The organism is bacterium (assembly GCA_035505375.1).
In the GTDB taxonomy this organism is placed as follows: Bacteria; Hydrothermota; Tepidihabitantia; order Tepidihabitantales; family Tepidihabitantaceae; genus UBA2258.
This window is the reverse complement of the sequence record DATJQV010000089.1, coordinates 11,469-25,152: the sequence shown is the minus strand read 5'-3', so window position 1 is coordinate 25,152 and position 13,684 is coordinate 11,469. Positions and strand designations below refer to the sequence as shown.

Here is a 13,684-nt window from a genome sequence, read left to right as displayed (position 1 = left end):
CTGAATGAGTAAGAAAGACCTGATACAGCTTGAGGGGACGATACTGGAGTCGTTGCCCAGCGCGACTTTCAAGGTCGAGCTCGACAACAAACACCAGGTTATCGCCCACATCTCGGGCCGTATGCGGTTGCACTGGATCAGGATTCTGCCCGGTGACCGGGTGACCGTGGAGTTCTCGCCGTACGACCTGACCCGTGGCCGCATCATCTATCGGTTCAAGTAGGGCCTTTCTCCGGCGGCCGCGGTGAACTGAAAAGGAGCGATAGTGAAAGTCCGTGCATCTGTAAAGAAACGTTGTGCCCACTGCGTCGTCGTGAAGCGCAAGGGCGTAGTACACATCATCTGCAAGCGTGAGCCGAAGCATAAGCAAAGGCAAGGATGAAGGCGGAAGGATGAAGGCGGAACGGCCTCGGTTGTCCGATCCGCTGTTCATCCCTCAGCGTTCATCCTTCAGGTTTGACCTTCGTGGCTAAGTACATCTTCGTAACCGGCGGCGTCGTTTCGTCTCTCGGTAAGGGCATTGCTACATCGTCAATCGGGCTGCTTCTGAAATCGCGAGGGCTGAATGTCGTGCCGCTCAAGTTCGACCCCTACATCAACGTGGACCCCGGCACGATGAGCCCGTTCCAGCACGGAGAGGTATTCGTTACCGATGACGGCGCCGAGACAGACCTCGACCTGGGGCACTACGAGCGTTTCATCGACCTCAGCCTTTCGCAGGACAACAACGTCACTGCCGGCCAGGTCTACTCCGCGGTGATCGACCGGGAGCGGAAGGGCGCCTATCTTGGCCGGACCATTCAGGTCGTGCCGCACATCACCGGCGAGATCAAGGACCGGATCCGCAAGCTGGCGAAGGGCCACGACGTGGTGATAACCGAGATCGGCGGCACGGTGGGTGACATCGAAGGCCAGCCTTTCCTTGAGGCCGCCCGCCAGTTCGCCCTGGAAGAGGGACGAGACAACGTCATGTACGTCCACCTGACATTGGTGCCATACATCAAGAGCGCAGGGGAGTACAAGACCAAGCCGACCCAGCATTCGGTGCGCGAATTGCTTGACCTCGGGATTCAGCCCGATGTCGTCATGTGCCGTGCCGAGACCGCCCTGCCACAGGAGTCGCGCGACAAGATCGCTCTATTCTGCAATGTGCGGCCTGAGGCGGTCATTGAAGCCGTTGATGTCGACAACGTGTACAAGATCCCACTGGTCTTCCATCGCCAGAACCTCGACGGCTACATATGCCAGGTCCTGGGTCTGAAGACCCGCAGACCCGACCTTGTTGCGTGGCAACGTTTCATCGAACATGAAACGCTGGCAACTGAGCAGCTTGAGATCGGGCTGTGCGGCAAATACATGAGGCTCCACGACGCGTACAAGTCGGTGGTGGAAGCCGTGCACCACGCGGCTTCCGCCGTGGGTGTGAGGGTGAATATCCGCTGGATCGAATCCGAGGAGATCACCCCGGAAACGGTCGATGAGCGCTTGGCCGGTCTGGCCGGCATTGTCGTGCCGGGTGGCTTTGGTGTGCGCGGAATCGAAGGCAAGCTCTGCGCGGTGAAGTACTGCCGCGAGCACCGGCTGCCATTCCTCGGACTCTGCGTCGGGCTGCAGTCGGCGGTGATTGAGACTGCCCGGAGCCAGTGCGGCCTGGATAACGCGAATTCCACCGAGTTCAATCCGCGGACCCCCTACCCGGTCATATACATGATGCCGCGCCAGCGCGGTGTGAGGCGCAAGGGCGGCACGATGCGGCTCGGCGCGTGGCCCTGCCGAATACGCAAGGGGAGCCTCGCGTACCGCTGCTACCGCACGACGTCGATTCAGGAGCGGCACCGGCACCGCTACGAGGTCAACCTCAAGTACCTGTCCCAGTTGGAGAAGAACGGGTTGCTGGCCACGGGCAGGTCGCCGGACGGAAGGCTCGTGGAGATAGTCGAACTCAAGGGTCATCCCTTCTTCCTGGCAACCCAATTCCATCCGGAGTTCAAGTCGCGGCCGCTCAAGCCGCATCCGCTTTTCCACGAGTTTATCAAGGCCGGCCATGAGTTTGCCCGGCGTCGCTCTCGCGCTGGTGCGGGCGCTGCCCGATAAGCCAGCGGCATTCCTTTCCCGCACGATCGTACTGGCATGTTTGGTACTGCGGCCCGACTACCGCCGTGAGATTCGGCGTAACCTGCGCATTATCACGGGGAAAGACAGCCGGTGGTTCTGGGTCAGGAATGGCTGGCGCCTTGGTTTGAACATCGCGACCATGGCGAGATTGGGCACTCGGAAGGGGGATGCACTAGTTGACAGTGCCGTGGTTTGTGGCGAGAATCTACGTGATCAAGCATTGGAACGAGAATTGCATGCGACCATGGCTTCTTTCCATTTCGGACTGTGGGAGTACCTTCCGCAGGTATTCAGCCGCAATGGCTGCAGGGTCGTTCTGGCAGTCGGAAAGCAGCGCGACCGTACCTTGGACCGGCAGCTGTCGGGTTTGCGTCGATCGGGAGGCGTGACCATTGCCATGGGACTCAAGCAAGCCATCCGCGGGGCGAGGGGTGAGGTGTCGATTACCGGGTTCATGCTGGACAACACGAGCCAGGGCAACCAGACTTGGGTTGAGTGCGACGGCGTCAGGATGCGGCTGCCGGATATCGGATTCAAGCTGGCGGCACGGGAGGGCAGGGGGCTAGTGCCGGCATTTGCCAGATTACGGAATGGCCGTATTAGAATCGACGTGTATCCGCCGGGAGACGAGCGGGCTGCCGTGCGGGCTTTGCTCGATCAGGTGCGGCAACATCCGGACGAGTGGGTGTCGTGGGGCAAAGCGGGGGCAGTCGCAGGATGAAGGCAGAAGGCAGAAGGTCGGACCGTGAGTGGACGACGTTCGGCGTGCTGGTAGCCTCGGTATGCATCCTGCTCAGCTGCAACGACAAGCCGATTTGCGGCCCGAATCCGGTGCCGCCCAGCCAGGAAATCGAGGGATTCACCGTGCATGAGAGCTCCAGCGGCAAGCGGTTGTACACCCTGGAAGCACAGAAGGCGTATGTCTACGACCCGGTGCAGCGCACCGATGTGAACGGTGTGCGGGTGTTGTTCTACAGCGAAGCCGGTGGTATCAACTCCACGCTGGTGGCGGACGGAGGTTCGATATACTCACAGAGCGAAGACCTGGTTGCACGTGGCCATGTCGTCGTGCGGACCGCAGACAGCACGGTGCTCGTGACCGATTCTCTCGCCTGGAGCAATCAGCGCCGGCTGGTCAGAACTGACGCCAACCTGGTGATCGAGACTCCCAAAGGCAGAGTAGAGGGCAAGGGGTTGGTGTCCGATGCCGCGTTGACCAAGATCGACATTCTGAGTCCGGTAAGAGGGACTTCGGACTACGAATTCGAGACCGGAAAGTAGGCAGCAGTGATGGGGCGAATAGGACCTGTCGGACCTATTCTGGCGGGGCTGCTGTGTTGCCTGGGATTGAGCGCCGCGTCTAATCTCAGCGCGAAGCACATGTCCATCGAGCGTACCCCGGATGGCGACGCAACCGTGTTTCGTGACAGCGTGGTGGTGACCGACGATCAAACACACATAACCGCGAATCTGGCGCGGATGTATGAGGCCAAGGGGCTGGCGTTCATTCAGGACGCGGTTCACATCACTAATCCCGACGCGCAGATATGGGCCGATTCGGCCCGCTATCATCTCGTCGACAAGCTGGCCGAACTCTACGGCAACGTGCGCGTTCGTCAGGAGTCGCTTGACATCCGGGCTCCGAAGCTGCTTTATCATTCCAAGGATAAGCTTGTGCTGGCGGACTCCGGAGTGGAGCTGGAGAATATCAATCGCACCTTCAGGGTGACCGGGGACAAGGGTACCTATGACCTTGACGATGACGTTGGAATTGTCGACTCAAACCCGGTCTTGACCTGGCGGCGTGACACGGACTCCGCTCGCGTGACCAGCCGGCAGATGTCATGGTATCAGAAGTCATCGCGGGCACTGGCGCAGGGCGGCGTGCGGTTGGAGTCAGGTACGACCGAGCTTGAATGCGATACGATAGACTTCAGGTCCGGGCCGGATTCGGGACTGGCGCTGGGTAGTCCCCGTGTGCACGACACGGCGAGTCGGGCAAGCGGCGACACCATGGTGTTTTGGGTCAAGGACGGCGCGCTGCACCGGGTCGATATCCGCAATCGGGCGACCGGAGACTACCGCACTGAGACCGGGGACTCAATCGTGGTTGCAGGCAAGGCCATCGAGCTTCGAGTCGCCGGCGGCGCCATCGACCAGGTTGCGGTGAGCGAAATGAGCTCAGGACAGCTGATTCGTAACGGCAAGAGCAATCTGAAGAAATGACCAATGACTGATTCCCGACGAACGGTCGCGCCTTGGACGTGATTGAGAGTTTGTTGGGCATCAGGAATTCGCAATCGGGAATTACCATGAACCTGAACGTCAGCCTGCTACTATCGCATGAAGCTTGAGACCCGGGACTTGGTGAAACGGTACGGCGAACGCCGGGTCGTCGACGGTGTGAGTCTCGACCTTGAGCGCGGAGAGATTGTCGGATTGCTGGGTCCGAACGGCGCCGGAAAGACCACGACATTCCACATGATAACCGGGTTCATCCGGCCCGAGCAGGGCGCCATTACGCTGGACGGGCACGACATCACGAGGATGCCCGTCTACAAGCGGGCAAGACTCGGCCTCGGCTATCTGCCTCAGGAACCTTCAATATTCAGAAAGCTGTCGGTCGAGGATAACGTCAGGGCGATTCTGGAGATGCTGGGCGTGCCGAAAGCCGAACAGGCCGTCCGGGTCGACGAGTTGCTGGCCAAGTTCAACGTCGGACAACTGAGGAAGCAGCGGGGCGGCACGCTGTCCGGCGGCGAGCGGCGGCGCGTCGAGCTCGCCCGCGCGCTGGCATCGAATCCCTCATTCCTCCTGCTGGATGAGCCGTTTACCGGCATTGACCCCATCGTCCGGGCCGAGATCCAGGACATAGTCCGGCAGTTGCGGGATGAAGGGCTTGGGGTTCTCATCACCGACCACAACGTGAGGGAGACACTGGAGATTACCGACCGGGCCTACATCATGTACGACGCGCGAGTGCTTCTGTCCGGTACATCCGACGACCTCGTCAATGATGAGAAGGCGCGACAGGTCTATCTGGGCGAGAGGTTCCGGATATGAGGCTGGGGCTCGAGATGGAAATCAAACAGGGGCTCGAGATGCGGCTGACGCCGCAGCTCATCCTGCAGATGAAGCTGCTCCAGGTCTCGGCGCTCGATCTCGAGCGGCTCGTGCGCGAGGAGATCGAGAAGAACCCGGCGCTGGAAGAGTCCGACGACAGCCCGGGTACGATCGAGGCGGACGTCATTGCCTCGATTTCAGAACCCGCACCGGAGGCCGCCGCGCCGGTTCCGGCTGAGAACGTACCGGCTCCCGAGACTCACGAGACCCGGATTGAAACCAATCCAGGCGAGGAGTACACCATCAACGAGCTGATGCCCGACGATGGCTGGTCACCGGTCGCGTATGCCGGTTCGCGTACGGACGACGACCAGACCTCGGCCGCCGAGCTTGCGGCCGGGCCGGAACAGAGACTGGCCGAGTGCCTGATGCCGCATCTCCGCAGCGTGCTGAGCGAGGAGGATGCTCCGGTCGCGGAGTTCATAATAGAATCGCTGGACGAAGATGGGTTCCTGACCATGTCGGACGAGGAGATGGCGCAGCAGCAGGAAGTGGATGTGGACCGTCTCCGGTCGATACTCTACGCGATCCAGCGCCTGGAGCCGGGCGGCATCGCCTGCCATGACCGGCGGGAGTCTTTCCTTGTCCAGCTCGAGTTGGCGGAAGCCGACCCCAACTCCCCGGCAGTTACCACCGGGGCCAATTCGCTCGAACGCGCGCTGCTGACCAACCACTGGGACCTGCTGGTAAGGAAGCAGACCGCCAAGATCGCCAATCTGTGCGGGGTTTCGGAGGATGACGTGCGCAAGGCGGTGCAGCGTTTGCTTACGCTCGAGCCTCGACCGGCCCGTTGTTTCGCGCCCGGTACGCCGGATTACGTCTCACCCGATTTCTCGGTGGAGTGGCAGGGCAACGAGCTTGTTGCCAGCGCCAATGACGAGCGCTTCCCGCGGCTGCGGCTTTCCCAGCGGTACGTCGATATCCTGCGGAGTCCGAAGGACTACGCGCCCGAGCAGGTGCGGTTCGCGCGTGACAAACTGCAGCGGGCACTAATGTTCCTGAAGGGTATCGAGTCCCGGCGCCGGACGCTGAAGCGGCTGGTGGAACTGATCATTGAGCAGCAGCACGACTTCTTCTTGCACGGCAAGCAGCACCTGAAACCAGCGACCCTGAAGCAGGCCGCCGACATCATCGGGGTCCATGCCTCCACCGTTTCCAGGGCGATTGCCGGCAAGTATCTCGAAACCGAACAGGGCATCTTTCCTTTTGACTACTTCTTCAAGGCCGGGGCCGGTGACAAGTCGCGCACCAGCATCAAACAGAAGATCCAGGCAATCGTGGACGCCGAAGACAAGAAGAGTCCTTTGAGCGACGATGAGATTTGCTCCAGACTGAAGTTTGAGTCCATCGACATCTCGCGACGGACTGTTGCCAAGTACCGCGCCGAACTCGGGGTTGCGGGGTGCAATGACAGGAAGAGCTTCTAGACAATGACGAATGACGAAGTGCGAATGACGAATGAAGGGCAGGAGAACTAGTTGCACGTAGTCGTCGGAACGGCCGGGCACATCGACCACGGCAAGTCGGCGCTGGTCAAAGCCCTGACCGGCACTGACCCCGACCGTCTGAAGGAAGAGAAAGAGCGGGGGATGACTACCGATCTCGGCTTCGCCTTCCTCGGTACCGACATCACGGTAATCGATGTGCCCGGACACGAGCGCTTTGTCCGGCACATGCTGGCCGGCGCGAGCACTATCGACCTCGTGGTGCTGGTCGTAGCTGCCGACGACGGGGTCATGCCGCAGACCCGCGAGCATTTCGAAATCTGCCGCTTGATGGGCATCAGAAGAGGGCTTGTCGCCATCAACAAGGCGGACCTCGTCGACGACGAGTGGGTCGAGATGGTGAAACTGGATATCAGCGAAATGGTGAAGGGTTCTTTCCTCGATCGTGCCCCGATGATTCCGGTATCCGCCGTTACTGGCAGGGGCGTGCCCGAACTGCGGCAGGCGATCATCGACCTTTCCAAGAAGGTCGAGGCCAAACCGGACCGCGGCGTATTCCGGATGCCGGTTGACCGGAACTTCTCGATGAAGGGGTTCGGCACGGTCGTGGCCGGCACGGTCCTGTCCGGCCTTGTCCGCGTCGGCGACACTCTTGATCTGCTCCCGCAGAAGCGCGAGGTGCGGGTCAGGGGTATCCAGCGGCACAACCAGATGCTGGAGATGCTGGGGCTGGGAGAACGTGCGGCCCTGAATTTGCAGGGGCTTGAACGTGAGGCGGTCGTGCGCGGCAACGTGCTTGCGACCCCGGGCTACTACGCACCGACGACAAACTTCAATGCGACAATGTACCTGCTCAAGTCGGTCGAAAAGCCCTTCAAGAACCTGTCCAGCCTCAAACTGCACATCGGCACTGCCGAGGTGATGTGCCGCGTGGCGCTGCTCGACACCAAGGAACTGGCACCAGGGCAGGAGGCGCTGGTCCAGGTGCGCGCCGAGGAACCGGTCGTTTGTGACTGGAACGACCACTATGTTGTGAGGACGTTCGCACCACAGCAGACCATCGGTGGCGGCATCGTGCTCGAGGCGAACCCGTCGAAGGAGCGCCGGTTCGACGAAGACGTGGTGATACGGCTCAGGGCGCTCCGTACCGGCGAGGCCGGAAGCGTGCTGGAGCAGTATCTGGTCAAGCACCGGTTCGACGCGAGGACGCTCGCGCAAGCGGCCAAAGACCTGGCATTGGCCGACGCCGACGCAAAGGAGATGCTCGACCTGCTGCTTACGACCAATCGAGCGCGGAAGCTCGAGTTCGAGGGCAAGGAGTACATCGTCCACGAGAAGATGGTCGGGGAGGCGCGTGCGGCCGTGGTCGGGGCGCTAACCCAGTTCCACAACGAGAACCCGTTGCGGGTCGGGCTCAAGCGGCCGGAGTTGCGGTCCAAGTCCGGCGCGGGACATGACCGTGGCGCTTCTGGAGTTCCGGGTCGTGCCCCAGGCCATCCGGCCGCGCCAATGTCCCTTCCTCTTTTTGAGGCGGTGCTCGCCGCCCTGCTCAAAGAGGGACAGGTGGTGCTAGAAGACGACCGGGTCAAGCTGGCAGCGCACGAGATGAGGCTCAGCCCGGCCTTGCAGAAGGAGTTCGACCGCCTCGACAAACTGTTCCAGGAAACGGGCTTTTCTCCGCCCAGTTTTGAAGAGGCGCTGGCCGGAGTGGACAAGAAGCTCGCGCAGCAGGCAAGGGTCGCCCTGCTCGAATCCGGTCATCTGGTTGACGTCGGCGAGTCGGTAGTACTCCATCGCGACACGGTCGCGCTGGCAGAGCAGAAGGTCAAGGCTCAGTTCGCACGGAAGCCTGAGCTGACCGCCTCAGAAATCAGGCAGGAACTGGGCACGACCCGGAAATACCTTATCCCGCTGCTCAACCACCTCGACTCGCGCGGCGTGACGCAGCGCAAAGGCGAAGTCCGAATACTCAGGCAGAAAGTGACCAGTGTCCAGTGACCAGTTCCCAGTGTCAGGACGGTCTTGTCCACCTGGTAACTGGTACCTGGCAACTGGAACCTACGGAGGAACATGGCTAAGCGTGGCATACTTGCTACCGTGACCTGCGCCGGCTGAGCGTCCAAGCTAAGCAAGGCGCAGTTAGCGCAAGCACTCGAGGGGCTCTCACCCCAGAAGGACCCGCGGCTGCTCGTGGGCATCAGCACTGCTGACGACGCGGGCGTGTTCCTGTTGCAGGACGGCCTCGCGTTGGTCCAGACTGTTGACCTGCTGACGCCGATGGTCGAGGACCCGTACACGTTCGGCCGGATAGCGGCAGCGAACTCCCTTTCGGACGTCTACGCGATGGGCGGGACGCCGCTGACGGTCCTCAACATCGTCGGCTTCCCGGGCTTGATGGACAAGAAGGTGCTGGCCGAAATCCTGCGCGGCGGACAGGATACGGTCACGGAGGCAGGAGCGGTGATCGCGGGCGGGCACACGTTCAACGAGAAGGAAATCAAGTTCGGGCTGTCGGTGACCGGTCGGATTGACCCGCACAGGATTGTCACCAACGCGGCGGCAAAGGTCGGCGACGTCCTCATCCTCACGAAGCCGCTGGGCTGCGGCGTGTTCGCGCAGGCGATGATGACCCAGGACGAAGTCGACCCGGAGCTGTATCAGGCGGCGACGCGGTCAATGATGCAACTCAATCGCGCCGCGTCCGAGGCGATGCTTGCCTGCGACGTCCACTCCGCCACCGACATCACCGGCTACGGGTTCATCGGTCACGCGCAGGAGATGGCGCAGGGGAGCGGCGTGCGGCTCCGGTTCAGCGCCTCGGCCATACCACTGCTGCCCAAGGTCCTCAGCCTGGCGGAGACGATGATCGACGCCGGGGTCGCCATGAACGAGAGTTCCTTCGAGGACAAGGTCGAATGGAAGGGCGAGATCTCTCCTGCCCTGAAGAACATCCTCTGGGAGTCCCAGAGTTCAGGCGGGCTGTTGGTTGTGCTGCCTGAGAACCGTGTCGCCGAATTCCAGCGCCGGGCTCAGGATGCAGGTATCCTTGCCGCGGTGGTCGGCTCGGCCATAGCCGGCGCTCCCGGCACGATAGAAGTTACAGCCTAGCGTTCGGCCTTAAGCCACAAGCCTCGGTCCGGAGCTTGAGGCGTGAGGCTTGCAGCTTCCCTTCGTCCGACGCGCCTAGATGTTCTCGGCCTTCCGGATCGTCCAGAAGTCGTCCGAGAGGTTGCGGGACTCGACGTAGTCGTAGGGCATCGTGAAGTATCCCTTCATGCCCCAGTCATCGCCCCACGAGTTACGCACCAGCAGGCGCTGCTTGGCGTCATCGTATCCCACACCCATGACCGCGTGACCGCCGACCTGCTGCTCGTCCGGCTTCGGCAGGTTGAGCACGCCGGTTTTGGCCACCGCGTCAGACTCAAAAGCGTCGTAGACCGTGAACCCGAAGACGAACGGGAAACCGTCGGCCAGGCAGGTCTTCATCTCGTTGAGATTTGCGATGCGGTGATAGGAAATGACCTGGTGATTGATGGCTTCCTTGTAGCATGCCGGGCTCGGCTTCTGCTTGAACCGCGCGATGACGTACGGCCAGCTCTGTTCCGAGCAGACGCCCAGCTTCACGAGCGTCTTCACGGCGTCACGAATCATGACTCCGCTGTCGGTGTCCACCGTGCCCTCGACCACGCGCGTGTTGTAGTAGATGAACAGCCGGCTCAGGTCGACAAGCTTGTCTCCATCCTTGATTTCCAGGAACTCGAGCGCGCCGGCCAGCGCGTTGGATCCGCAACTGCCGAGTTGGCCCTGATTCTCGACCGGCGGACACTTCGGGCTCAAGTCCACGGACTTGGGCAGCTTTCGCGGTACCTTGCGGATTGCGGCGTACATCAAGTCGCGCTGGTCCGGCAGGTCCGGCACCCAACCGTACCAGGCGCTGCTGCGGGGTCTGGCGATTCCGGGTCGCTTACTCTCCATGGTTTTCCTCCGTTTGTAACATCCTGCAGGCCACAGCTCGTATCCGGTCCGGCCACGCGATGTCTTTCGTGCCTAACCGGCTCGGCTGAATATCGATTCTAGGGCTCACAGGCGCGGAGTCAAATGGACGAGCTATTGCTCGTCGTCGGAAAGAGGGGAGAACTCCGGGTCGGCTTCGTAGCAAGCCTTGGACTCAACCTGAGCCCCGACCTCGACGATGTCCTGTATCCGCTTTCTGAGGTTGTCGTCAGGAAGCATCACCGGGATGCTGCGATTGGGCCTGGGAGTCAGCACGGCCCGTCAACCGGGCGGGCGGAACTGGGTCGTGGTCCGATGCCCTTACCGCGCTGCGAAATGAGACAAGGGTGTGTTCCCGAAACTTCGAGTAACCGTCTTCTAGCTTGAAGGTTGGCCGTGCAGGGCCGCGGCACACTCTTCGACCAGTTCCTCTATCAACTCGTGGACCGAGACAATCTTGTTGCACCGCCAGGCGTTGGCCCCGCACATCGCGTAGCCATTGTCCATCTGGCCGCGGTAGCTCGCGAGCAGGGCCTGGGCGATGCAATACCCGGCGACCGCCGGCTCGCAGGTCAGAAGACAGTGGTAGGGGCAACCGAAGTTGACCTTCTCGCCCTTGAGGTATCGCTCCACGAAGTCATTCTTGATGACCCGGGCCGGCATTCCGACCGGGCTATGGATGACCGTGATGTCCTCTTTCCGGCAATCGAGAAAGGCCTGCTTGTAGGCGTCGGCGGCGTCGCACTCGTGGGTGCAGACGAACCGGGTGGCCATCTGAACCCCGGACGCGCCCATCCGGAGAAACTTCGCAATGTCCCTGCCGTCGTAGATGCCGCCCGCAGGTATGACCGGGATGTTGCCGTGCTCGCGGGCTACCTCCAGCACCTCAGTGACCAGCCGCTCCAGCCGGAACGCCTCCACGTCCAGAATCTGGTCGTGTGAGAAGCCGAGGTGGCCACCGGCCAGCGGCCCTTCGACGACCAGCGCGTCCGGCAGGCGGCTGAACCGCTTCTGCCAGGTCTTGCAGATGAGACCGGCGGCACGGGCTGAAGATACGATGGGTATCAGCTTGACGTGCCGGTCGGACACGAGGCCGGGCAGCTTCATCGGCAGGCCGGCGCCGGAGATGATTGCGGCCACGCCTTCGGCGACGGAAACCTGGACGAGGTTGTCGTAGTTGGTCAGAGCGCACATGACGTTCACGCCGAACGGGTTGTGGGTGTGTTTCTTCGTATTCTGGATTTGCTCGCGAAGGCCGAGTTCCGCTCGCCTCGGGTAGTCGGGCGTCATGTCGAGCAGTTCCTCGCCCAGCCCGACCGTGGCGATGACTCCGAGCGCTCCCTCCTTCGAGACGGCCGAAACCAGCCGCGACGCCGACACCCGTACACCCATCCCGCCCTGAATGATAGGCGGGTTGATTACGAGGTCGCCGATTACAAGGTCGGGTAGGGTTCGGTCAGCCGTCAACGCGTCGTCTTCACTTCGGCAGGGCCACACGACGCAACCCCATAGAATAGATAGGACATGGAGGGCTAAGCATACTTCGCGCGAGCCGAGAAGTCAAGCCGGCGCGGGTCCCCTGAATCCGAGATAGATGGCCACGAAACCGGATGACGCGACCGACCAACCACGGATGGACACAGATGAACACAGATGGTTTTGGCGGAGACATCTGCCCGGCTATCCGTGTTGGCCCCCGAGGCCCCTGTCAGGCAGTGCATCGGTGGTTCATCCTGTCCGCTTCGTGTCTTTCGTGCTTTCGTGGCTTCAATATCGGTTCTGGGGGGGGTCGTGTCCAGCGCCGGCTCCGGGCGGGCTTGTTTACGCCGGTCTGGCTTTGACAGGTCACGGGCGTCATCTACACTTGTTCATGACGATACGGACAATCAGGGCAGAGGAACTCGGAGCCTGCTGCGCGCTGGGTGGGGCTGGTTGGCTGGCCGACGTGGTCAGGCGATTCTGGAGGGAAGGAAAGAGCTCGCCCGACCTCTGCTTCGTGGCGGAGAACGACGGCAACCCGGTTGGCCGCGTCTTCTTCCTCTATGGCCGTTCTTCCACCGCATTCGACATGTTCGGGATGTACGTCGATGAGTCGGTCGACTTCCGGGAGACGGGCAGAGGATTGCTGACAACTGCCCTCGCCCGGCTCGCCCGGTCCGGCGCAACCGGTACCAAGGCGGCCATCTACGACATCTACGAGCGGGATCCGGCCCGCAAGCAGGAACTGCTTGAAGCGGTCGGGTTCGGTCAGTTCCAGGAGAAGAAACGGTACGTCTGGCAGGACGCGGGCGCCGCCATCGAAGTGCCGACCCGGCTGGAATACCGCTCCATGGCCATCGTCGGTGAGGGCGCGTTCGCGGATGCGGCGCGGCGGGTCACCGAGGGCAGCCTCGACCGCGAGGACAAGGCAGACGTCGCGGAGTACGGCCTGGACTACATGGGTCAAAGGTACATGGCGATACTCAAGGACGTTGAGTTCCTGCCCGACCAATGGCAGCTCGGCTACCTTCCCGACGGAAGCCTCTGCGGCCTCGTCGTGCCGCAACGGATCGAGGTCGACAACGAAGGCAGCATCAACTACATCGGGGTTGTACCGGAACTGCGGGGCTCAGGCTACGGCTTCGACCTGCTGATGAAAGGAACGGCGCTCCTGCAAGAGAGAGGGCTCAAGACGGTCGTGGCAGAGACCGACATGGAGAACCGCCCGATGCACTCCGCCCTCGAACGGGCCGGCTATGAACATCAAGGTACGCTTCGGGTCTTCTCCTGCGACCTGACCCATCCGGCAGAAGGCTGACGGCGTACGGCCTCCCGCCGCGGGCCTTCGGCTTGCAGTCTGGGGCTTGTAGCTGCGACGCAGTCGCGCGACCCCTATCCAATTTGACTCAATTCATGTTCCGGCTATGATTCCGCGCTACCGTCCGGGCAGTCGCCACCGTATCCGGCTGACCACGATCGGTGGCCGGAAGCCAATTCGGAACGGCCGGCCAAGGCCCGGACTAGGTTGC

Annotated in this window: 13 protein-coding genes and 1 pseudogene; 11 read left to right on the top strand and 3 right to left on the bottom strand. The window is 61.8% G+C overall.

Going from position 1 to position 13,684, the window contains the following annotated elements; translation table 11 throughout:
* Positions 1 to 4: 4 nt before the first annotated feature.
* From infA to selD, 10 genes and pseudogenes are all read left to right on the top strand, one after another.
* Positions 5 to 223, top strand: a complete 219-nt coding sequence (infA, locus tag VMH22_15520) for a translation initiation factor IF-1 (GenBank protein HTW93098.1) — start codon at positions 5 to 7, stop codon at positions 221 to 223.
* A gap of 42 nt (positions 224 to 265) precedes the next feature.
* On the top strand, positions 266 to 382 hold the full coding sequence (rpmJ, locus tag VMH22_15515) for a 50S ribosomal protein L36 (protein HTW93097.1): 117 nt from the start codon (positions 266 to 268) through the stop codon (positions 380 to 382).
* Between the two features lie 83 nt (positions 383 to 465).
* Positions 466 to 2,094, top strand: a complete 1,629-nt coding sequence (locus VMH22_15510) for a CTP synthase (protein HTW93096.1) — start codon at positions 466 to 468, stop codon at positions 2,092 to 2,094.
* A complete protein-coding gene (locus VMH22_15505; GenBank protein HTW93095.1) occupies positions 2,045 to 2,836 on the top strand; it encodes a hypothetical protein in 792 nt (263 codons plus the stop codon). The genes VMH22_15510 and VMH22_15505 overlap by 50 nt, the downstream gene beginning before the upstream one ends.
* Positions 2,833 to 3,396, top strand: a complete 564-nt coding sequence (gene lptC / locus VMH22_15500; protein ID HTW93094.1) for an LPS export ABC transporter periplasmic protein LptC — start codon at positions 2,833 to 2,835, stop codon at positions 3,394 to 3,396. The genes VMH22_15505 and lptC overlap by 4 nt, the downstream gene beginning before the upstream one ends.
* A gap of 99 nt (positions 3,397 to 3,495) precedes the next feature.
* The gene (locus tag VMH22_15495; GenBank protein ID HTW93093.1) at positions 3,496 to 4,341 is read left to right on the top strand and encodes an LptA/OstA family protein; all 846 of its coding nucleotides are present in this window, start codon (positions 3,496 to 3,498) and stop codon (positions 4,339 to 4,341) included.
* Positions 4,342 to 4,458: 117 nt separating this feature from the next.
* Positions 4,459 to 5,178 (top strand): LPS export ABC transporter ATP-binding protein, encoded by a 720-nt coding sequence (gene lptB, locus VMH22_15490; protein ID HTW93092.1) that lies wholly within the window; start codon positions 4,459 to 4,461, stop codon positions 5,176 to 5,178.
* Entirely contained in the window at positions 5,175 to 6,665 is a 1,491-nt protein-coding gene (gene rpoN, locus VMH22_15485; GenBank protein ID HTW93091.1) for an RNA polymerase factor sigma-54, read from the top strand. The genes lptB and rpoN overlap by 4 nt, the downstream gene beginning before the upstream one ends.
* A gap of 51 nt (positions 6,666 to 6,716) precedes the next feature.
* A complete protein-coding gene (selB, locus tag VMH22_15480) occupies positions 6,717 to 8,681 on the top strand; it encodes a selenocysteine-specific translation elongation factor (GenBank protein ID HTW93090.1) in 1,965 nt (654 codons plus the stop codon).
* Between the two features lie 132 nt (positions 8,682 to 8,813).
* Positions 8,814 to 9,791, top strand: a pseudogene (selD, locus tag VMH22_15475) (selenide, water dikinase SelD).
* 75 nt (positions 9,792 to 9,866) lie between these two features.
* Here selD and VMH22_15470 read toward each other — a convergent pair.
* The 3 genes from VMH22_15470 to VMH22_15460 form a co-directional block, all read right to left on the bottom strand.
* Positions 9,867 to 10,658 (bottom strand): C1 family peptidase, encoded by a 792-nt coding sequence (locus tag VMH22_15470; GenBank protein ID HTW93089.1) that lies wholly within the window; start codon positions 10,656 to 10,658, stop codon positions 9,867 to 9,869.
* Positions 10,659 to 10,790: 132 nt separating this feature from the next.
* Positions 10,791 to 10,916, bottom strand: coding sequence for a hypothetical protein (locus VMH22_15465; protein ID HTW93088.1), 126 nt, complete (start codon positions 10,914 to 10,916; stop codon positions 10,791 to 10,793).
* 138 nt (positions 10,917 to 11,054) lie between these two features.
* Entirely contained in the window at positions 11,055 to 12,143 is a 1,089-nt protein-coding gene (locus VMH22_15460) for a nitronate monooxygenase family protein (protein ID HTW93087.1), read from the bottom strand.
* A gap of 403 nt (positions 12,144 to 12,546) precedes the next feature.
* Between VMH22_15460 and VMH22_15455 the strand changes: the two genes are divergently transcribed.
* On the top strand, positions 12,547 to 13,473 hold the full coding sequence (locus VMH22_15455; GenBank protein HTW93086.1) for a GNAT family protein: 927 nt from the start codon (positions 12,547 to 12,549) through the stop codon (positions 13,471 to 13,473).
* Positions 13,474 to 13,684: the final 211 nt, after the last annotated feature.

What these genes read in the sequence shown, in the direction of transcription:
- VMH22_15495 (HTW93093.1), top strand. Translation starts at nt 3,496, where the DNA reads ATGTCCATCGAGCGTACCCCGGATGGCGACGCAACCGTGTTTCGTGAC.
- VMH22_15470 (HTW93089.1), bottom strand. Translation starts at nt 10,658, where the DNA reads ATGGAGAGTAAGCGACCCGGAATCGCCAGACCCCGCAGCAGCGCCTGG.
- rpoN (HTW93091.1), top strand. Translation starts at nt 5,175, where the DNA reads ATGAGGCTGGGGCTCGAGATGGAAATCAAACAGGGGCTCGAGATGCGG.
- VMH22_15505 (HTW93095.1), top strand. Translation starts at nt 2,045, where the DNA reads ATGAGTTTGCCCGGCGTCGCTCTCGCGCTGGTGCGGGCGCTGCCCGAT.
- VMH22_15465 (HTW93088.1), bottom strand. Translation starts at nt 10,916, where the DNA reads ATGCTTCCTGACGACAACCTCAGAAAGCGGATACAGGACATCGTCGAG.
- infA (HTW93098.1), top strand. Translation starts at nt 5, where the DNA reads ATGAGTAAGAAAGACCTGATACAGCTTGAGGGGACGATACTGGAGTCG.
- lptB (HTW93092.1), top strand. Translation starts at nt 4,459, where the DNA reads ATGAAGCTTGAGACCCGGGACTTGGTGAAACGGTACGGCGAACGCCGG.
- lptC (HTW93094.1), top strand. Translation starts at nt 2,833, where the DNA reads ATGAAGGCAGAAGGCAGAAGGTCGGACCGTGAGTGGACGACGTTCGGC.
- VMH22_15455 (HTW93086.1), top strand. Translation starts at nt 12,547, where the DNA reads ATGACGATACGGACAATCAGGGCAGAGGAACTCGGAGCCTGCTGCGCG.